This window comes from Marinitoga okinawensis, assembly GCF_055387075.1.
Map to the genome: position 1 here is coordinate 864289 of NZ_AP042422.1, position 21406 is coordinate 885694.

The 21406-nt window shown below is 27.3% G+C and carries 23 protein-coding genes and 1 pseudogene; 15 read left to right on the forward strand and 9 right to left on the reverse strand.

The annotated features are described in order from the left end of the window. The first annotated feature begins 7 nt into the window (after positions 1–7). The 14 genes and pseudogenes from ACZ5CK_RS04280 to ACZ5CK_RS04345 all read left to right on the forward strand — a co-directional run bounded on the left by ACZ5CK_RS04280 (position 8) and on the right by ACZ5CK_RS04345 (position 12419). On the forward strand, positions 8–1180 hold the full coding sequence (locus ACZ5CK_RS04280) for an ABC transporter substrate-binding protein (RefSeq protein ID WP_464582660.1): 1173 nt from the start codon (positions 8–10) through the stop codon (positions 1178–1180). 51 nt (positions 1181–1231) lie between these two features. Continuing rightward, a complete protein-coding gene (locus tag ACZ5CK_RS04285) occupies positions 1232–1990 on the forward strand; it encodes an ABC transporter ATP-binding protein (protein ID WP_464582661.1) in 759 nt (252 codons plus the stop codon). Then, entirely contained in the window at positions 1983–2675 is a 693-nt protein-coding gene (locus tag ACZ5CK_RS04290; RefSeq protein ID WP_464582662.1) for an ABC transporter ATP-binding protein, read from the forward strand. The genes ACZ5CK_RS04285 and ACZ5CK_RS04290 overlap by 8 nt, the downstream gene beginning before the upstream one ends. A 5-nt stretch (positions 2676–2680) precedes the next feature. Further along, on the forward strand, positions 2681–3559 hold the full coding sequence (locus tag ACZ5CK_RS04295; RefSeq protein ID WP_464582663.1) for a branched-chain amino acid ABC transporter permease: 879 nt from the start codon (positions 2681–2683) through the stop codon (positions 3557–3559). Position 3560: 1 nt separating this feature from the next. Further along, on the forward strand, positions 3561–5261 hold the full coding sequence (locus ACZ5CK_RS04300; protein ID WP_464582664.1) for an alpha/beta fold hydrolase: 1701 nt from the start codon (positions 3561–3563) through the stop codon (positions 5259–5261). Between the two features lie 17 nt (positions 5262–5278). Then, positions 5279–6391, forward strand: coding sequence for a TetR/AcrR family transcriptional regulator (locus ACZ5CK_RS04305; protein ID WP_464582665.1), 1113 nt, complete (start codon positions 5279–5281; stop codon positions 6389–6391). Between the two features lie 344 nt (positions 6392–6735). Continuing rightward, on the forward strand, positions 6736–6861 hold the full coding sequence (locus ACZ5CK_RS04310) for a DUF6115 domain-containing protein (RefSeq protein ID WP_464582666.1): 126 nt from the start codon (positions 6736–6738) through the stop codon (positions 6859–6861). Positions 6862–7128: 267 nt separating this feature from the next. Further along, a pseudogene (locus ACZ5CK_RS04315) lies at positions 7129–7326 on the forward strand (bifunctional acetaldehyde-CoA/alcohol dehydrogenase); the annotation flags it as partial. A gap of 20 nt (positions 7327–7346) precedes the next feature. Further along, positions 7347–7619: a (2Fe-2S) ferredoxin domain-containing protein gene (locus ACZ5CK_RS04320; protein ID WP_464582667.1), complete on the forward strand. Its 273-nt coding sequence runs from the start codon at positions 7347–7349 to the stop codon at positions 7617–7619. Further along, the gene (locus tag ACZ5CK_RS04325) at positions 7612–8112 is read left to right on the forward strand and encodes a PAS domain-containing protein (protein WP_464582668.1); all 501 of its coding nucleotides are present in this window, start codon (positions 7612–7614) and stop codon (positions 8110–8112) included. Before ACZ5CK_RS04320 ends, ACZ5CK_RS04325 begins: the two co-directional genes overlap by 8 nt. Before the next feature lie 13 nt (positions 8113–8125). Further along, positions 8126–9289, forward strand: coding sequence for a SpoIIE family protein phosphatase (locus ACZ5CK_RS04330; protein ID WP_464582669.1), 1164 nt, complete (start codon positions 8126–8128; stop codon positions 9287–9289). A gap of 12 nt (positions 9290–9301) precedes the next feature. Continuing rightward, on the forward strand, positions 9302–9553 hold the full coding sequence (locus tag ACZ5CK_RS04335) for a (2Fe-2S) ferredoxin domain-containing protein (RefSeq protein WP_464582670.1): 252 nt from the start codon (positions 9302–9304) through the stop codon (positions 9551–9553). Between the two features lies 1 nt (position 9554). Then, the gene (locus ACZ5CK_RS04340; protein WP_464582671.1) at positions 9555–10976 is read left to right on the forward strand and encodes a monomeric [FeFe] hydrogenase; all 1422 of its coding nucleotides are present in this window, start codon (positions 9555–9557) and stop codon (positions 10974–10976) included. Between the two features lie 207 nt (positions 10977–11183). Beyond that, the gene (locus tag ACZ5CK_RS04345; RefSeq protein WP_464582672.1) at positions 11184–12419 is read left to right on the forward strand and encodes an iron-containing alcohol dehydrogenase; all 1236 of its coding nucleotides are present in this window, start codon (positions 11184–11186) and stop codon (positions 12417–12419) included. A gap of 36 nt (positions 12420–12455) precedes the next feature. Here ACZ5CK_RS04345 and ACZ5CK_RS04350 read toward each other — a convergent pair whose 3' ends face one another. Both ACZ5CK_RS04350 and ACZ5CK_RS04355 read right to left on the reverse strand, forming a co-directional pair. Further along, complete coding sequence (locus ACZ5CK_RS04350) at positions 12456–13445, reverse strand: TDT family transporter (protein WP_464582674.1); 990 nt, start codon at positions 13443–13445, stop codon at positions 12456–12458. A 19-nt stretch (positions 13446–13464) separates the two neighbouring features. Then, complete coding sequence (locus ACZ5CK_RS04355; RefSeq protein WP_464582675.1) at positions 13465–13797, reverse strand: ArsR/SmtB family transcription factor; 333 nt, start codon at positions 13795–13797, stop codon at positions 13465–13467. A 574-nt stretch (positions 13798–14371) separates the two neighbouring features. Here ACZ5CK_RS04355 and ACZ5CK_RS04360 point away from each other — a divergent pair. After that, on the forward strand, positions 14372–14515 hold the full coding sequence (locus ACZ5CK_RS04360) for a hypothetical protein (RefSeq protein ID WP_464582953.1): 144 nt from the start codon (positions 14372–14374) through the stop codon (positions 14513–14515). Positions 14516–14634: 119 nt separating this feature from the next. Here ACZ5CK_RS04360 and ACZ5CK_RS04365 read toward each other — a convergent pair whose 3' ends face one another. The 7 genes from ACZ5CK_RS04365 to ACZ5CK_RS04395 form a co-directional block, all read right to left on the reverse strand. After that, positions 14635–14778 carry a hypothetical protein gene (locus ACZ5CK_RS04365; protein ID WP_464582676.1) on the reverse strand — a complete coding sequence of 48 codons (144 nt, stop codon included), beginning with the start codon at positions 14776–14778 and terminating at the stop codon, positions 14635–14637. 46 nt (positions 14779–14824) lie between these two features. Next, positions 14825–15727 (reverse strand): aldose epimerase family protein, encoded by a 903-nt coding sequence (locus ACZ5CK_RS04370; protein WP_464582677.1) that lies wholly within the window; start codon positions 15725–15727, stop codon positions 14825–14827. Positions 15728–15822: 95 nt separating this feature from the next. Beyond that, entirely contained in the window at positions 15823–15924 is a 102-nt protein-coding gene (locus ACZ5CK_RS04375; protein WP_464582678.1) for a MetS family NSS transporter small subunit, read from the reverse strand. A 12-nt stretch (positions 15925–15936) separates the two neighbouring features. Next, the gene (locus ACZ5CK_RS04380; protein ID WP_464582679.1) at positions 15937–17451 is read right to left on the reverse strand and encodes a sodium-dependent transporter; all 1515 of its coding nucleotides are present in this window, start codon (positions 17449–17451) and stop codon (positions 15937–15939) included. A 273-nt stretch (positions 17452–17724) separates the two neighbouring features. Next, complete coding sequence (locus ACZ5CK_RS04385) at positions 17725–18777, reverse strand: galactokinase (protein ID WP_464582680.1); 1053 nt, start codon at positions 18775–18777, stop codon at positions 17725–17727. Further along, positions 18767–19732 carry a galactose-1-phosphate uridylyltransferase gene (gene galT, locus ACZ5CK_RS04390; RefSeq protein WP_464582681.1) on the reverse strand — a complete coding sequence of 322 codons (966 nt, stop codon included), beginning with the start codon at positions 19730–19732 and terminating at the stop codon, positions 18767–18769. The genes ACZ5CK_RS04385 and galT overlap by 11 nt, the downstream gene beginning before the upstream one ends. Next, positions 19725–21395 (reverse strand): glycoside hydrolase family 36 protein, encoded by a 1671-nt coding sequence (locus tag ACZ5CK_RS04395; protein WP_464582682.1) that lies wholly within the window; start codon positions 21393–21395, stop codon positions 19725–19727. Before ACZ5CK_RS04395 ends, galT begins: the two co-directional genes overlap by 8 nt. Positions 21396–21406 lie beyond the last annotated feature (11 nt).

A 21406-nucleotide genomic window follows, 5' to 3' on the forward strand; every position in this document is an offset into this window, starting at 1 on the left:
CATTAGAATGAAAAAGGTATTATTATTAGTTTTAAGTATTGTTTTAATGATGAGTTTTGTTTTTGCAGAAGATGGGGTTACTGATACAGAAATAAAAATAGGAACATTTCAGGCTATGTCTGGTCCAGTTGCAGTTATTGGTCAAAGTGTTGCAAATGGTATGAATGCATATTTTAATTACATTAATGAAAATGGAGGAGTTTATGGAAGAAAAATTAATTTGATAGTTGCTGATGATCAATTTAATCCTGCAAAAACTACGGTTGAAGTAAAAAGAATGATAGAAAATGATAAAGTGTTTGCATTAGTAGGTGGATTAGGAACTCCAGGAAATTTAGCAGTAATGGATTATGTAAACGAGAAAAAGGTTCCGTATGTATATCAAGCTAGTGGATCATCATTATTAGCTATTCCACCTAAAAAGTATATATTTCCAGTTCAACCAAATTATACTTTGGAAGGTAATATTGTAATGAATTATTTAGTAAAAACAAAAAGATCAAAAAAAATAGCTATAGTCTATAGAAACGATGATGCTGGTAAAGAATTTTTAAAATCTGCACTAGAAACATTAAAAGATAAATATGGAATGAAGCCTGTAGAAACAATTGCTATTAATCCAACTGTTAATGACTTCTCAACAGAAATTACTAAATTAATTGCAAAACAACCAGATGCAATTGCTGTAATGTTATTTATACCTCAATCAGTTAATTTTGTAAAACAGGCAAAACAATATGGATTAAAAAGACAAAAGTATGTATTAACTTATGCTAACTCAGATACTTCTTATATATATTTAGCTAAAGACGCTGCAGAAGGTGTAGAAGCTATGGCATGGGTAAATGTGGATTTTTCTAAACCTGATTTAAAACCTTTCCAAATTTATAAAAAATATTATAATCAAATGCCTAATGCATATGCTATTGCTGGCATGATAGCAGCAGAAGTTTTTGTTGAAGGATTACAAAGAGCAGGTAAAGATTTAACTAGAGAAAATTTAGTGAAAGCGTTGGAAAGTATGAATAAGTGGTCTGGAATGTTAGCTCATGAAATAACATATAAACCATATGATCCAAATGATAATACTTGTAGATTAGGTAAGCAATCAATGTATGTACTAAGAGTTAGAAAAGGTGTTTGGACACAAATGACAAATTGGATTTATTATGATAAATAATAATTAATATTTGGCGGGGGAATCCCCCGCTTTATTAAAAGAGGTGAAATAATGCTTGAAATAAAAAATATAACAGTTAAATTTGGGGGTCTAACTGCGGTAAAGAATATGAATATGACTATTGAGGAAGGGGAAATACATTCATTAATTGGTCCAAATGGTGCTGGTAAAACGACATTGTTTAATGTAATAACAGGTGTTGTAAAACCTGTGACTGGAGAAGTAAATTTTCAAGAAAAAAACTTATTAAAAGTTAAACCTGAAGAAATTATATATAAAGGAATAACAAGAACATTTCAAAATTTGCAATTGTTCAATTTTTTAAATGTATACGAAAACATATATTCTGGTATTGTACATATTTTTAATGGAGATATTATTCAATTGATAAATGGAAAATCAAAAAGTTTTGAAAAAGATATTAGGGATAAAATTCTTGAAATTGCTGAATTGTTAGGTATAAAAAATAGATTATCTTCTTATCCAACACAATTATCTTACGGAATTCTAAAAAGAATAGAAATTGCTCGTGCGATAGTTTCTGATCCAAAAATTATTTTATTTGATGAGCCAGCAGCAGGATTAAATACTGAAGAAACCAGTGAAATTGAAAATATTTTTAAATTAATTAATAAAAAAAGAGGAATTACCATATTATTAGTAGAACATGATATGAGTTTAGTTATGAACATTTCGGATAAAATAACTGTTATGAGTTTTGGAGAAAAAATTGCAGAAGGAACACCTGATGAAATAGCTAATAATAAAGAAGTAATAAAAGTATATTTGGGGGAGAACGAAAATGTTTAAAATAAATAATTTAGTGGTTAATTATGGTCATGTAAATGCAGTTAAAGGTATTTCCTTTGAAGTAAAAAAAGGTGAAATAGTTTCTATATTAGGTGCTAATGGCGCTGGCAAAACATCAACATTATTTGGGATTTTGAAGTTGGTAAAAAACAAAAGAAAATTATTTTTTAATGAAGAAGATATTTCTAAAGAAAGCACTCAAAGATTAGTAAAAAGAGGTATTATACTTTGCCCAGAAAATAGGAGAATTTTTCCAGGATTAAATGTTGAAGAAAATTTGAGAATGGGAAGTTTTATTCGTGGAGATGAAAAAAATAATTTGGAAAAGGTGTATAATCTTTTTCCAATTTTAAAAGATAGAAGAAAACAATTTGCTGGTTCATTATCTGGCGGAGAACAACAAATGTTAGCTGTTGGAAGAGCATTAATGAGCGATCCTGAAATATTGATGCTTGATGAACCTTCCTTAGGATTAGCCCCTATTATAGTTGATGAAATATTTAATGTATTAATTGAATTAAAAAAAGAAGGAATTTCTATTTTGTTAGTTGAGCAAAATGCTATTAAAGCTTTAAAAATAAGTGATAGAGCATATATTTTAGAAACAGGTAAAATAGTACATTCAGGTAATGCGAAAGAAATGCTTCAAGATGAAAAAATAAAAAAAGCTTATCTTGGTAGGTGAGATAAATGTTGATATTACAGAGTATTATTTTAGGAATACCACAAGGAGCATTATATGGACTAATGGCTTTTGGAATAGCTTTAATATTTAGAAGTGTGGGAGTTATGAATTTTGCTCATGGACATGCAGGAATGATAGCAACATTTTTTGCATTTACAATATATACAATTACTAATAGTTTAATTATATCAATATTATCAGCATTATTTTTCGGATTTTTTCTTGGATATTTAATTGATAAAATACTAAAACCTATAAAACATATATCTCATGGTGGTATGTTAATTGTTACTTTAGGATTATTGATGATATTTGAAGGATTGAGTGTATTAATTTGGGGAACTGATTATCAATCTTTTCCAGAATTATTTACAGGTCCACCATTAATAATGCATTTAGGAGAAAATATATTAGTTATGCCTATAAATGATTTGGGAATTACAATTATTTCGCTATCGGTGGCTATTATAATGGCATTATTTTTGAAATTTACTAAATTAGGAACTGCGATAAGGGCAAGATCTCAAGATGAAATTGGTGCTGGTGTAGTAGGAATTAGTATAAACAAAATAGATTCCATAGTGTGGGGTATAGGAATTATGCTCTCTGCATTAGTAGGTGTATTAATAGCTCCTAAAGAATATATACATCCTAATATGATGATTAATATGCAATTATATGGATTTACTGCAGGTGTTTTAGGTGGTTTTTCTAGTTTGTTTGGAGCTATTTTTGGTGGAATTATTTTAGGGATACTTGAAAAAATAGTTGGTATGTATATTTCTCCTGATTTTCAATTATCTATAGTGTTAGCTTTAATTATTATTATGTTAGTGGTAAAGCCCTCTGGAATATTCTCTAAAGGTTTTGAAGGGAGAGTTTAAGATGAAGCAATCATTATATATTTTATTATTTGGTGTAATATTGGGTTTGATATTTATATCTAAGCCATTTATTTTATTGATTTTTTCAAGTATTTTAATATTTTCCATATCCGCATTAGGTTTAAATATTATATCGGGATATGCTGGACAAATTTCTATTGGTCATGGAGCATTTATGGCAATTGGTGCATATACTACAGCATATTTAACTTTAAATTTTCACATGCCTTTTATAGTGAATTTATTTATTTCCATAGTGTTATCGGCAATATTGGGATTATTAATAGGATTACCAGCTTTGAGATTAAAAGGATTTTACTTAGCAATTGCTACAATGGCATTTGGTATTGCAATTGAGCAATTAATAGGTGCAATAGAACCACTGGGTGGACATATAGGATTAAGAAATGTTCCGCCATTAATTAGAAATGACTTTGGAATGTATATAATTAATTTAATTTTTTATGTAATATTAACTTTTTTTGCTTTAAAAATAATAAATTCACCTATTGGTATAAAATATAAAATGGTAAGAGAAAGCGAAGTAGCTTCTAAAGCCTATGGGATAAATATATCATATATAAAATTGCATGCATTTGTTATTAGTGCTATTTTAGGTGGAATTTCTGGAACATTATATGCACATACATTAGGATATGTTTCTCCCTCTGATTTTGGTTTATCCACATCATTGGATTTATTAGCTATGATTATTATCGGAGGAATTTCTACAATACATGGGGGATTAATAGGTGCTACTATTATAACTGGATTACCATTTTTATTTTCAAGATCTTCAATACCAATGTCTTTAATTTTTGGAACACTATTAATAATATTTGTGTTGTTTTTTCCAAAAGGTATTTTTTACGGATTATTAATGGGATTTTATAAGTATTTTGAGATACCATATGTTAAAATAAAAAAAAGTGCATGGAGGCGGAAAAATATGGGGGAAAAATATATTAAAGTTAACAATAAGAAAATTTGTTATTATGAGAATGGTAATGGAAAACCTGTTATAATGATACATGGAAATTTTGCATCTGCTCGTTGGTATCAAAAAGTTATGGATATAGAAGGATATCATACATATGCTCTGGATTTACCTAATTTTGGGAGAAGTGATAGAATAGAAAAATGTGATATAGATTTATATGCAGATTATGTGAAAATGTTTATGGATAAATTACAGATAGAAAAAGCTATTATAGTAGGACATTCTTTGGGAGGAGCAGTTGCTCAATCTTTAAGTTTTAGATACCCAGAAAAATCCGAAAAAATGATTTTGATTGATTCAGCACCAATTGACGGATTAAAAACACCTGAGGAATATTACCCTATTTTGGAAATGTATAAAGGTAATAAAACATTATTAAAACAAGCTTTAAATGGAATTATGCCAGAAAATAAAGATGAAAAACTCCTCGATGAATTAACTAATGAAGCATTACTAATGAAAGAAGAATGTTTTACAGAGAATGCACGAGCTTTAGAAAGAGTTAATTATATAAATTTAGCAAAAAATTATAAGAATAAAGTTTTATTCATTGTGGGTAAAAAAGATTTATTAATAACCGAAGAAATGGCTAAAAACACTATTCGATATTTAAAGGGCGAAATAAAAATTATTGAACATGCAGGGCATTCTATAATTGTTGAAGATCCTGAGTTATTTAAGGAGATAATGAAAAATTTTTGATTTTTGGAGTTGATGCTATGAAAAAAAAGAGAAATGTAAAAGAAAAACTTATTGAATCCGCAATTGAATTATTTTCAAAACGTTGGTATGATACCGTTTCTGTAGCTGAAATTTGTAGAAATGCAGAATTATCAAATGGTGTATTTTATAATTATTTTAAGAATAAACAAGAACTTTTTGAGTTTTTATTAAAAGATTTATTAGATGTATTTGAAAAGGAATTTTATCAATTTTATGGTAATACTGTAGAAGAAAAACTAAAATCATTTTTCAATATAGTATTTGAAGCAGCAATAAAATATAAACCTCTTGTGACAATCTTTAGAGAAGGACAATATCGATTTCCAAAATATGAAAAAAAATTAAGAAATATATATATTGATATATTGGGAAAAATTTTTGATAGAAAAATTAATGAAGTAGATTACATATATATAATAGGCGGATTGAGATTTTTAGGGATTATGTCATCATATGGATGGATTAATTTGGAAGAAAAAATTTTTTATGACATGATTTTCAATGGTATTTTTGAAGAAAAAGTAAAAGAAAATTTATTTAATTTGAATATTAGGGATTGTGAAGAATTAGAAAAAACAACAAAGCAAGTTTTAATAGAAGCAGGCATAGAGCTTTTTAGTAAAAAGGGATTTCATAAAGTTAAAATTTTTGAGATAACAAATTATGTGAATCTTGCTGTAGGGACTTTTTATATTTATTTTTCAAGCAAAGAAGAATTTTTAAGAGAAATTGTAAAACAAATAAGTCGTAAAACACGATTCTTTATCTCAAGGAATATACCCGAACATTTGAATAGATTGGAAAAAGAAATTGTTGGTATATATTTGTTTTTAGAATTTTTTTCTAAAAATAGAAATTATTATGAGATAATAAGAGAAGCTGAATTTGTCGTTAATGATGAAGTAAAAAAATACTATGAGGATTTTAAAAAAGGATATTTAGAAAATTTAGAGAATATCAAAAATAATAATAAAGAAATGACGGCTATGTTTTTAATGGGAGTTTCACATTATACAGGTATTGAGTATTTATTTGAAAATACTATAAAAAATAAAGAAGATTTTTTGATAAAACTATCTGAATATTTATCCTTTGGAATATTAAAATGACACCATGAGGGTGTCATTCGTTATTTAATGTTAGATAGTATACGTCTCTTATTTCTTTTTCGGCTAATTTTTTAAGCTTCCCAATAGAAACTTTTTGAACAGCATTTTCAACTAATAAAAGATGCAAATGAAGCTTATATAAAACAATTCTCTATGTTAACAGATTTAGAGGAGAAAAATGATGAACTAAAAAGAATAAATGTAAAAGTCAACACCAGAATGTTAAAAAAAGTGAAAATAAAAATGTACAAAAAAGAAAAAGTAAAGTTTTCAGAGATTGATTCTGAAAAATATAAGCTCCAGAAATAAAAAGGTAAGAAGAAAAGACGATAACAAAGCAAATTTTGAAAGAAAAAATTATAGAATATTATAATAGAGGTATGAGTATAAATGAAATATCAAAGATGTTGGATAAAGGATCTGGAGAAATAAAGTTAATAATTGATTTGTATTACAAAAATCCCCATTGAGAATATTTTTGCACTGCTTTATTAATTTATAGAAAACTTAATGCGAAAAAAATCACATTGTAATATCAATACACGAGTTCTTAATATTTAAATTGTAAAATTAGTTTGAACAATGAAAGTGTTGATTTTGGAGTTATTTGTGAATTTTTTCTCATAAAACCAATAGAAAAAATTTTAAAAAATGATAAAAGTGATTTTTTTCACGTTTTATAGATTGTTTTTATTTAAAAGGAGGTTGTTAATTATGAAAATAAGAAAAATATTACTATTGAAGAATTGAAAAAAGCTCTTTATTTACCTGTATCCATAAAAGAATTAGGAATCAATGAAAAAGAATTTTATACAAAATTAGATGAAATGTCTGAAAATGCTTTTGATGACCAATGTACATCAGCAAATCCAAGATACCCATTAATTTCAGAAATAAAGGAACTTTATATAAATGCATATAATGGTGATTTATAAATTTTAAAGGGGAAGGTAATATGATAGAAATTTATATTTGTATGGGAAGTGCTTGTTATTTAAAAGGTTCTGAAGAAATAGTTCGAATTTTTAAAGAAGAGATTTTTAAAAGATCTTTAGATGTGAAAATTAAATTAAAAGGATCTTTTTGCTTAGGCCCATGTAATCAAGGTGTTGTTGTTAGAGTGAATGATGAATATTTTAAACGAATTAACCCACAAAATGCTAAAGAGGTTTTCCAAGAGCAAATACTGCCGTATATAAGAGAAATTGAAGGTGATAAAAATGGCTAAAAATGTATGGGAATTGTTGTGGGATTATGATCCAAATGGATTAGTTGTTGTAGATAAAGAATTTAAAATAAAGATAATTAATCCTACCTTTTTAAAAATGTTCCATCTTGAAAGTGAAGATATTATTGGAAGATATATTTTTGAGTTTTTTGATGATATTAGTGATTTTGAAGAGATTATCAAGAAGGATAAAAAAATAGTAAAGAGAATAAGAAAATATTTTGCACATAATATAGTTACTTCTGAAATTTCATTTGTTATTGATGAAAATGGTGAAAAGCTTATTGCGAAAATATTTCATGATGTTTCTGAACAAGAAAGAAAAGATAAAGAATTAAGAGAATTAAAATTTAAAATTATAGATGAAGTTCAAAAAATTGTTGATAAACAGATGAAAACAGGTCAAGAAATAGCGTCTATTTTAGGAGAAACGACAGCAGAAACAAAAGCGAGTTTAATGAAATTATTATCAATTATAAAGAAAGAAAATTAGGGAGAGGATATTTATGGCATCAGCTGTCGTATATAAAAGAAGTATAAATAAATATGGAGAACAAGTGTGTGGAGATAATTTTCAGATGACCAAAAATGATGATTCTAAAATTATAGTATTATCAGATGGCCTTGGAAGTGGTATAAAAGCCAGTATATTATCTATTTTAACAACAGAGATTATAAGTACTATGTTGCAAAAGGGTGTAAATATTTCTGAAGTCGTAAAAACAATAGCAAATACACTTCCAGTTTGTAAAATTAGAGGAATTGCTTATTCAACATTCACAATAGTTCAAATTTATAAAAATGGAACAGTGAAACTTGTCAATTATGATAATCCAGAACCTATAATTTTAAAAAAAGGTGTTTGTTTTATACCACCATATAGAGAAGAAATAATTAGTGATAAAAAGATAAAAATAGCGACATTTAAGCTTGATGCGGAAGATTTTATATTTATTATGAGTGATGGAGTTGTACATGCTGGATTGGGTAATTTGATGGATTTTGGATGGGGTACTAAAAATATAGCAAATTATTTAAAAAGGATGCACAGAAAAACTAGAAATGTAAAGTATATGGTTGATAGTTTGATTGAAGTTACAAATAGTTACTATGAATTCAAACCAGGTGATGATGCTACATTAGTAGGAATAAAAATGACAGAAAAGTCAAGTGTAATTATATTTACAGGTCCACCATTAGACCAAAAAACTGATAAATATTATGTAGAGAAATTTTTGAATTTTGAAGGAAAAAAGATAATTTGTGGTGGTACTACCGGAAATATAGTATCTAAAGTTAGCAATAGAAAAATAGATATAGATTTAAGTGCAACAGTTTATAAAGGTCTTCCACCATACGGTGAAATGGAAGGTGTAGATTTAGTTACAGAAGGAGTTCTAACATTAAAAGCGCTTAATGAATTATTGGAAAAATGTAAAAATAATATGTTTGAAATTGATATTGAAGAAAAAACGGCGAATTCAGCAGAAAAAATATTTTTAATATTAAGAACTTGTGATGAAATAAAATTTTTAGTTGGAAGAAAGGTCAATGTTTTTTACCATAATCCTGCGTTACCTTTTGATATGTCTATTAGATCTAATTTAATAAGGGATATTGCAAAAAATTTAGAAAAATTAGGTAAAAAAGTTGAAATTGAATATTGTTAAAGGAGGAATAGTATGAAAGTTCAAATATGTGTAGGAACAACATGCCATCTTTTTGGATCGTCGATGTTAATTGAAGCTATAAATGAATTGCCAGAAAACGTAAAAAATAATATTAAAGTTGAATATAATACATGTTTTGATTTATGTTATGGTGATATGAAACCGCCAATTGCAAAGATAGAAGATAAATTTTATGACAATTTAAATCCAGAAAAGATTAAAGATATAATATTAAATTTATTTGAAAACAATGGAGATGAATAGTATGAGAAATTTTGTTTTCAATGAAATTATGAAAACAAGAAGACAAACATTAATAAAATTAGCGGAATCTTTTGAAAAAGGAAATTATGAAAACATAGTAAAAATTCCAAAAGAGATTTTTCCATTAGCTAATGAAGCTTCAAGCAATTCTTTAATATACAGAGATAGAGAAATTTTAAAACAGAGAATTAAAATTTTATTAGGAATGGATTATGAAAAATCTAAAGATATGGAATTATATGAAGTAGTTAAAGAAATGGATCTAATTTTGTCTGATCAAAATCCGTATGCTCCCGAAGAAAAGTATATGCAAATAATTAAAGAAGCTTGTGATATGTGTCCTTCAGGAAGGTATTATGTGACTGATTTGTGTAGAAATTGTGTTGCTCATTCATGTGCAAATGTTTGTCCTAAAAATGCTATTACATTTGAAAATAATAAAGCACAAATAAATTATGATATTTGTGTAAGTTGTGGAATGTGCGCAAATACATGTAGTTATTATGCAATTGTAAAGCTTGAAAGGCCATGTGAAAGAGCATGTGTAATTAATGCGATAACTGAAGATGAAACGGGAGCAGCAGAAATAAATTACGAAGACTGTGTAAATTGTGGAGCATGTTATATATCATGTCCTTTTGGCGCAGTAGAAACACCCTCTGATTTATTGAGAGTATTGAAATCTATAAAAGAAAATAAAAGGGTTATTGCTATTTTCGCACCTTCGTTAATTTCTCAGTTTGGACCTCGTGTGAAAATAGGTCAATTAAAAAGTGCATTAAAAAAAGTAGGATTTGTTGAAACATATGAAGTTTCATTAGGTGCTGATGAAGTAGCTAAAGAAGAAGCAGAGTTGCTAAAAAAATCAGAAGATTTGATTACTACTTCATGTTGTCCAGCATTTGTTGAATATGTAAAAAAATATCAGAAAGATTATATAAAAAACATCTCTCCCGCTCCATCACCGATGGTTGCATTAGCAAAAAAATTAAAAAATAATAATAAAAATTCCATTATAGTATTTATAGGTCCATGTATTGCTAAGAAAAAAGAAGCAAAGTATTCGAATTTAGTTGATTATGTAATTACTTTTGAAGAATTGGGCGCTTTATTTATTACTAAAAAAATAGAACCTTCAAATTTTGAAGAAGAAAAAGTGAATGGAACACCATATGGATGGATATTTGCTATTAGTGGAGGAGTTTCAGAAGCAGTAAAACATGAATGCTCTAAAGAGTTGAAAATTATAAAAATGGATGGATTAAAAGAAGCTAAAAATGTTTTCGAAGAGATAAAAAAAGATAATTATGATTTGATTGAGGGAATGGCGTGTGAGGGAGGATGTATTAGTGGCCCTGGTATAATGGTTAATCCGAAATTAGCTAAAAATTCCCTAAAACGATTTACAAAAATTAATTTATAACAATATTAAAAATATATTATAACCAAATTATAACTATTATATAATTATTTTTTAGTAAAATTCAGTTATATTATATACATATAATGTGTATAAACTAATAAAATATATTAAGTATTTGTTTTGAAAATTATAAGTGAAAAAAGGCATAAATAAAATTATTGAAGGTGCCTAAGAAATAAACCAAGTACTTTAAATGGAGGTGGTAGAATGTTATTAAATGGTGCATGGGAAAGTAAAGTAAACATTTATAACGTTTTTGAATTAAGATGTAAAACAACAGCATATTTTGGAGTTGGAGCAATAAATAAGTTTAAAGATGTTTGTGATTTTTTAAACAAAAAAGATATAAAGAAGGTCATTATTTTAACTGATGAAGTAGTTTATACAGTAACAGGGATAAAAGAAAAAATAGAGAATTTTTTAGATGAAGCAGGCATTGAATATATTATATATTATGGTATCAAGCCTAATCCAAGTGTTGATATGATTGATGAAGCGAAAAAAATGGGATTAGATTTTGGTGCAAAAGCAGTTATAGGTATTGGTGGTGGAAGTCATATTGATACTGCAAAAGGTGTTGCTGTATTATTACATGAAAAATACAGAAATTATACAGGAGCAGATTTGTATGAATTAAAGTTTGTACCAGAAGAAGCATTACCAATAATTGCAATAAATACTACTCATGGAACAGGAACTGAAGTTGATAGATTTGCAGTTGCAACAATTGAAGAAAAAGGTTATAAACCCGCATTAGCTTATGATAGCATATATCCTGTTTTTGCTATTGATGATCCTGAAATTACTAAATCATTACCATGGTCTCAAACAACATATACAGCAATTGATGCAGTAAACCATGTTACAGAAGCTGCAACAACTTTAGTGTCTTCTCCATACTCAATTCTTTTGGCAAAGGAAACAATTAGATTAGTTTCAAAATATCTTCCACAGGCTCAAGCAAAACCAGGAGATTTAACAGCAAGATATTTCTTGTTATATGCTTCAACTATCGCAGGTATTTCCTTTGATAATGGATTATTACACTTTACCCATGCTTTAGAACATCCATTAAGTGGAATTAAACCTGAATTGCCTCATGGATTAGGTTTAGCTATGCTTCTTCCAGCAGTTGTAAAAGCTATATATCCTGCACAAGCAGAAGTTCTTGCAGAAATCTATAGCCCAATTGTACCAGATTTAAAAGGTGTTCCTGGAGAAGCAGAATGTGCAGCAAAAGGTATTGAAAAGTGGTTATTCAATATAGGAGTTACACAAAAACTTGCTGATGAAGGGTTTAAAGAAAGCGATATTGATAAGTTGGTTGAATTAGCATTTAGTACACCATCATTAGATTTATTATTAAGTTTAGCACCTGTAAAAGCAACTAAAGAAATAGTTAGACAAATTTATATGGATTCATTGTATCCTTTAAATAAGTAAAATAAAGTTGGATTTGAAGATAGGGGGATCTTCCCCCTATTTCTTTTTTATTATATTGAAAAATGTTGCAAACCAGAAGAAAACTAACAGGAAATAGATTATAAAGCCAAAATAATCAATGAATTTTATTTTGAATAATATGGATATTGTATGTGTAGCGGATATATATGCACCAAGCGGGAAGATAAAGGCAAACCAGGATAAAGTAAACGGTATCGTCATTTTTTTAGAATAATAAATAGTTAAAGATATTGCCATCAATAGCCACCATATACCATAACCCCATAACAAAAGAGAAAATCCATATAAAATATCTTTTGACACTATAAAGTTTGACGCGTTAGTAAGTTTAATCAAGGCAGTTGTCCCTGCACCAATTGGACCAAGATTAACCCATATTGTCGGTGCCATAATATTTGGCAGAGGATGATGGAGAATAAACCTATACATGGATATAGATGACATTATCAGGAAAAGAAAAAAGCCAGTTCCCCAGCTAAAATAGTTAGTAACAATAATTAAATCGTTTATCCATCCGTGAAAATGATTGATAAATGCGCTACCAGGTATTGGAATTACTATAAATGCTACAGGCGGAATAAAAAATGCAGGACAAATATGATCGAGTTTAATATGATTTTCCTTAAACATAATAAACGGTGTAATAATACCAAATAGGATTGTAAAAAAACTTCCTGCAATCCAAAATCCAAAAGATAATAAAAAATTATAGAATAACATTTGTATGTTTGCAGAAATCACAAGCATAGCTGCCCCAAAGGCAGAAAAGAAATTTGATACAAGTGGATGATAAAAATCTTTAAAAAAATCCTCTCTATAAATAAAAAATTTCACAATCCAGTTAACAAGAAAAACACTAAATAAAAATAGATTCAGATAAAAAAGAAAATAAGAAAAATCTTTTAAAAAGTGTATATATCCTGAAAAAATAAATGATGTAATGGAAAGAATCCCTGTTCCCATAATACCAGCAAACCATGATGGTTGAAATTCTTTGACTTTCATAATCAACTCCTCCTTTTTATTATTTTAAAGTGCAACTATTTCCATTGACAATATAATTTTTACTTCTTTTTAGATCATTTTCATAATTTTTTGCAAGATCATTCTTTAAGTATTTGAGGAAAGAATAATTATTTAGCACATTATTATTAATAGAGTATTTAGTCAAAGTGCCCATTTTGGTTGGTTTAATAATACCAACAAGCCTCATTTTCGAGATATGTCTGGAAACAGTAGATTGCGGTAATTGGAGTATCTTTACAATCTCACAAACACAATGCGGCCTAAAATACAAAAGATTTAAAATCCTCAACCTTGTTTTATCAGCCAGTATTTTCATTATTTCTTCAAGCATAAGTATACTCCTTTCAAATATTCGAATATCCGGATATATTATAGCTATTATTTTTTAACATAAAATAAAATAAATGAAAAGTTTTATACTTTTTTTACCATTAAGCATATTGTTAATCTGTATGTTCTAAAGACTAAAAAAACAAAGTAAGTTAAAAAACTGAAATTTTTGGATTAAAAATTAGAATTATTTGAATGTTTTTTTTAAATAATTTAATATTGTTTAAAATTTTCATGTTTTATTGATTTTTAAGAAACAAAATAAAATATTTAGAAAATATGATATATATAAAAAATAATTTTAAAATTTGGTAAATAATGAAAGTTGTTTTTTATCAATAAAGCAAATTAAATCACTAATTTAAAGGGGAATTACTATGGCGAATTATGAAGTTATTAAAACTATTGATGGCATGAAGATTCAAAGGTAAAGGTTGTTGATTATAACGGATTAATTGACGTAATTGAAAATAGGAAAAGTTTATTGAATAGATAATATTTTTTAAAAGTTTAATTTTTGTTAATCTGAAAGTTAATAAGTATTTTTTTAAAATGATAAAATTGTATCTGGATATATAGGCACTAAGGAGGGTGTATTAGCTGTAAAATATGGACTAACTGTTGAAGAAATTACTAATACAATACATCCGCATCCAACATTAACAGAAACTATTTTGGATGCGTTTGAAGATGCAAAAGGCTTAGCAATGCATATTTAAATAAAAAATGGTTGAATGATTTTCATTCAACCATTTATATCAGTATTTTGAATTTTATTTATTGAATAACATGTTGATTAGTTCCAATAAAAATATATCTAACAAAATTAAATTATATATTATAATGCAATTTTATAAATTTCTCTAATCTCTTTTTCATTTAGCTTTTTAAGCTTACCCATTGGTGCTCTTTGAACGGATTTTTTTATAGTATTTTCTCCAAAAATTAATTTTGTTGGATTATGAAAAACAAAATTTTTCATTCAAATACCTCTTATATAATTAGCCTTACTAATTATATCATAAAATCTAAAATTTTTCTAGTGTAATGGTTAAACACCAGTTTTTTTCTTCATTTGGTTCAAAAGTTAAGTATTTCCCATATTTTTTTGCTATTTCAAGTGAGTCATAGAAACCATTACAAGGTTCTATTGCACAATTATATTCGCCTTTAAATCCACCTTCATTTTTCCATATTCCTACATAAGGAATATTTTTAAAAGAAATTTTATATAATAATTTATTATTATTCAAAGTAACTCCTGCAGAATCAATTTTATCTAATAAATAGAATTTTTCTGTATTTTTAGATTCAACTGGTAAAAATTTATTTAAATGATAATTATTATATACAGGATAATCACAGATATTTTCTCCATTCCCTAAATATTTACTATCTTTTTTAATGTTTAATACCTTATTTATTCCTTCTAAAATAATTTCGCTATTATTATCTATTGCAAGTAATCCATGAAATGCCCAAAAACCGCTAAATATATGATTGTTTAGATTTCTTACTGAGTAATTGAATATAATACTATTATTATTTAATTCAATAGTTCTCTTAAAAATATAATTGAATTTAGGGCTTTTTACTTTACAAAACATCCTATTATCATTTATTTTTTCATATTTCCATGGTATACTCCATAATTCCCCATGATCTGGCAATGTTTCTCCGTAATATTCTTCGAAAGGGTAAATACATTTATCTATATTAGGAAACATTTCATCAATTCCAGAAGTATCATATTTTTCAAAAGAATCACCATATTTAGGTAAATCGTACTTTTTTAATGTTGGTTGAAATAATATTTCAAAATTTTGCGGCTTATATATTATTGAAGCAACTTTAGCTCCTAATTCAGGTAATACTATGAGTTTGATATTTTCATTTTCTAAACTTAAAGCTTCTAAATTATAATATTTCATTTTTTCCTCCTAAATGTAAAGTTTGATATAAAAATATTATAATATATATTTGTTAAATAAAAAAAGCGCAGTTTTCACTGCGCCTGAACATTATATTATTTTTTATTAGCTTTAGCTGCTATGCTTAAAGACCAGCCTAAACCTCCAAATAAAACAACACCAGCAAAGATCATAAAAAATATTGCACTTCCAGACATAAATATCCCCTCCTATTCCTCTTCGAAGGTAATTTCTTTTTCTACAACATCATATTTTTCATCTTTTGATGGGATTTTAGCAAATATTACAGCCAAAATAGGTACTAAAATAAATACTAAGAAACCAATAGCTAATGACCACCCTGGATATCCACCATAAGGATTTTTGATTTCATCAGCAATATTTAATGCTAAGATGAATATTAAAACAATTGGAATAACATATTTTAAAGATATATCAAACCAACTTCCAATCTTTATTTCAGATACTGAATTTATATAATCTCTTAGTTTTTTAGCTCCAAAAATCCATCCAATAACAATAGATTCCAAAATACCAACAACTAATAATGCGTATGTACCCATGAAATGATCAATAATATCTAACCAATATAATCCACCTTGTGTTGCAAATATTAAACCAAATATGAATCCTACAATTGAAAATCCTATTAAGAATGATTTCATATTGATTTTAAATTTATCTCCGGCAGCAGCTTCAGCAGCTTCTACCAATGAAAATGCTGAATCTATACCTAATGTTAATAGCATAACAAAAAATGCTAATCCAATTATCGATTGAACAATAGGGCCGCCAGGTATTAATGAAATAGCTTGTGGATAAACAACAAATGCTAATCCCACACCGCCGCTAACAACTTCATCAACTGGAACATTTGTTTGTTGAGCCATATATCCTAATACTGAAAAAACAGCAATACCTGCTAAAAAAGAAGTTGCAGAGTTACCCAATGCTGTAATGATAGTATTGTTTGCAATATCATTTTTCTTATCATTATAACTACCATAAGCAATCATAACTCCAAAAGCAACACTTAACGAGAAGAATATTTGTCCAAATGCATTCGCCCAAACTCTTGGATCTGCCAACTTAGCAAAATTAGGTTCAAATAAGAAATTTAAACCTGTTGCAGCACCTGGTAATGTTATTCCTCTTATTCCTAATATTAATAATAGAATAATTGGTAAAGGAACTGTCCACATAACGGTTTTTCCGACAGATTCTGTACCTTTTCTTAAAATTAAATAAACCCACAACCAAGCGATAAATAATCCTATTACTATAGGCCATCTTAATCCGCCTAATTGACCAGGCCCATCTGTTAATTTTAAAAAATCACCAAAGAAAAATCCTTTAGGATCATTTTTCCAAGCAACACCTAATGAATGATATAAGTAATTAAAAATCCAAGCCATAATTACATTATAATAAAATGTAATAATAGCCCCTGTAATAACAGCCCACCAACCAATAAATTCTGCACCTTTTGAAATTTTTCTCATAGCCTTTGGAGCACTAGCTTGGAAGCCTTGCCCAACACCAAATTCTGCCATTAAGATTGGAATTCCAGCGATAAACAATGCAACAAAATATGGAATATAAAATGCTCCTCCTCCGTTGGAATATGCCATATACGGAAAACGCCATGCATTACCCAAACCAGCAGCTGAACCTATAGCTGCTAAAACAAAAGCCCATCTTGAACCCCACTTTTGCCTCGCCACAAAGATCACTCCTCTCATATTAAAAGTTTATAAAAAATGTTTCTCTATTATAATATATATTACTTTTGATATTATTATATGACAAATAGTATGAAAAATATTTCATACACGTTAATCAAATTATATAATACCATAAAATGACTATAAAGTCAATGCTTTTTACAATAAGTGAAAAAAATCATATATTTAATATTCACAATAATTGTAAAAAAATTTACTTAAGAAGTATTTACATAATAATATTAACGGCAACCTTAAAGTGGTTGCCGTTTTTTAAACGTATTTTTCAACTCCATTTGAACTTTTAACTTTGAAATATTCTATTTCTATTGAATATTTTTTATAATATTCGTATTTTAAATTATTTATAATTTTTTCAAAATCATCCTCTTTAGATAAAACTAGAATTGATCCCCCAAATCCACCACCAACAATACGTGCTCCTGTAACCTTATTTTTTAAATTATCGATTATATAATCTATTTCTTCACAAGAAACTTCATATAAATTTTTTAAACTTTCGTGTGATTCAAACAAATATTCGCCAATTAATTCAATATTATTATTTTTTAAGGCTTCAATTGTTTTTAAAACTCTATTATTTTCATCTAAAACATGCTTTGCTCTTTTATAACTGATACCTTTTAATTTTTCTAAATCTTCATAAGATACATCTCTAAAAGATTTTTTTTCTAATGTTTTTAATGCTTCATCACATTGTTTTTTTCTAACATTATACTCAGAATTTCCTAATTCATGCTTAACACCAGAATTTATAATATAGAAATTATAATCTTTTAAATTTAATGGAATTAAATCATATTTTTTTGTATAAGTGTCAATAAATAAAGCATGATTTTCTTTAGATAAAGCGCTGGCATATTGATCCATAATACCACAATTTAATCCAACAAATTTATTTTCTGCTCTCCATCCTATTTTTGCGATATCTTCATTTGAGAGTTTTAAATCGAAAAAATCGTTGATAGCATACGCTGAGCCAACTTCTAAAGCAGCGGAGCTGGATAATCCAGCTCCAATCGGAAGGTTTGATTCAATCCTAAATTCTAAGGGAGGTATGTCTTTTTTTATTATGTTTTCAATTTCAAGTATTGTTCCAATTATGTAATCTGCCCAGGTATTTGTTTTTTGTAAATTCTTTAAAGAAATTTTTTCATTGGAATTTTTTGAAGAAAAAGTGAATTTATCAGATTTTTCTATTTCTAAATATATATATTTATCTATAGCAAAAGGTAAAACATATCCATCATTATAATCTGTATGTTCTCCTATTATGTTTATACGACCAGGCGCTCTATATTTCATCAAAGTTCACCTCAATATCTATTAATTGTTTAGCAGCTTGTTCAGGTTCGATAGGATTAATAAATGCCCAAGTTCCACTTTCAACACTTGCTACCCATTTGATTAAATTTGGACCTCTCATTGGAGAAATAAACTCCACATGAAAATGGAAGAAATGTGTAGATTTATTGATATTAAATGGTTTTTGGAAAAACATCATCATATATGGGAATGGCATATTAAACAAACCATTATATTTATTTGTTATTACTTTTAACACTTCAGCAAATTCTTTTTTCTCTTTATTTGATAATTCATATATTGTTTCTACATGTCTTTTAGGGTATACATGTATCTCATAGGGATATCTAGCATAAAACGGAACTAAAGCAATAATATTTTCTGTTTCATATACAATTCTTTCATTTTGTTCTTTTTCTTCTTTTACAATATCACATATTGCACAAGAGTTTTTTTCACTATACCATTTTTCCAATGATTCCATTTTTAGTTGAATTCTAGGAGGTAAAAATGGGAATGCGTATAATTGGCCATGGGGATGAGGTAAAGTTGCCCCAACTTCTTTACCTTTATTTTCAAAAATAAATACATATTTTATAAATTCATATGAAGATAATTCTTTAGTTCTATCAGCCCACATATTAATTAATTTTTCTATTTGATGTATAGGCATATGAGATAATTCTGAATTATGTTTTTCAGTATATACTATTACTTCACAAACACCTTGAGATTTATCTCTAATTAATACATCGCTATTATTTTCAACATCAGGAGCATCCTTTTTTAAAGCAGGAAATCTATTTTCAAAACTTACCAAATCATATTCTCCGGGGAGTTCTAATACTCCTGGACAAATTGGACAACTATCTTTGGGTAAATTAGGTCTTTTTTGTCTAGAAGAAGAAATCATAACCCATTCTCCAGTAATGGGATTAAATCGTCTTTCAAGCATTATTATCCCTCTCCTCATAATAGTGAAATAATCTATTATCATCCTCTCTATGTATTGTATTTTTATTTAATTGTGGGTAATCAATATCGTATTCTAAATTAAAGTTGATTTCACCTAAGTCAACATGCATCTTTACATTACCAATATTAGTATTAAAAGCTTCAATTTCAAATGAATAATTATCATTCATCAATCCTTTAACATGAGGGATTCCACCTCTTAATTTTAATGAATTAAAATATACGTCTTTTTTAATAGATTTTGATAAATTATCACTTTGTAAAATCATATTGTTTAATAAACCAGATACGTAAGAATACATTTCAATAACTTTATCATTAAATTCACTATCCTCTGTTCTTAAGAGTAAACAATTTGGATCATTCCACCACCATTTTCCATTCATGAAATATCTTGTAATAACATTTCTTAATGCAAAATAAGCATTTTGATAAACAAAATCTCGATCATTTGTTTTATAAAATGGGGCAGTATCAGCACTAATTCTCATTCCATCAACATATCCTATTGATGGCAAAATAGGAGCGCCACATCCCAATACAAAATCTTCACCAGTGGCTTCTCTGATTATTTTCATTCCAATATTATATGCTTCAATAGGAGTAACCTCTAAATATCTTTTTCCTGGAATTGTACCAGCAAATAAAAAGTCTATTTTAAAATAATGAATTCCATTATTTCTCATATTTAAAAAAATATTTTTTAAATGTTCCTGTGCTTCTGGGTGAGTAGTGTCTAATGCATATATATTTTTATTCCAATTTATATAAGCTACTTTAGGTTTACCATTTTCATCTTTTACTAACCAATCTTTATGATTTAAAAACATTTCAGAAGTTTCTGATACACTAAAAGGAGCTAGCCATAATCCGGGAATATAACCATATTCTTTAATTTTATTAGCAATTTCATCAAAATCTGGAAATGAATCTTTAGGAATCCAATCACCAATATCTTTTTGCCAAGAGTCATCTAATTGAAATACTTCATAATTATATTCTTTTGATAATTCTAAATTTTTTAAAGTATCTTCCCAGGTTAAGTCTTCATAATAATGATACCAGGAAGACCAACCGATAGGGTTCCATTTTGAAAATTTTGGATGATTTTCAAATTTTACATAATCAGCATATATTTCTAAAAGCTTTTCTATATTTTCTCCTTTAAGATAAATAAAAGGTTCAATTTCCACATATTCTTCAAAATCTCTATCAAAAAAATCAAGGTATGCTACTATTTTCTTTTCTTTTATTTCAAAAAAAGGATGGGCTACTTTTGATTTTAAAAAACCATAAACTCTATCCTTTTTACCTATGAAATAATCAGATATTATATTTTTGTTTAAATTTTCTGGCATAATATGTAAACTATATTTAGCCTTTCTTTTCTTTTCTTCAGGGATATTATACTGATATTGATCAATTTTTACTTTTGTTGACAGCCCCCAGCTTTGCCAACTATTAATAAATACAATATTATCCTTTATCTCTTCACTGAATAATTCTATACGTCCAGGACGTCCTTTTATTTCTCCTCTTAAAATAAATCCTTCAAGTATATTTTGAATGTTAAATTTTAATATGTAATTCTTTTTTTTTATTTCAAAGAATTTTTCATCATAGTTCATAGAAAAGATTTTCATTTATGCTCCTC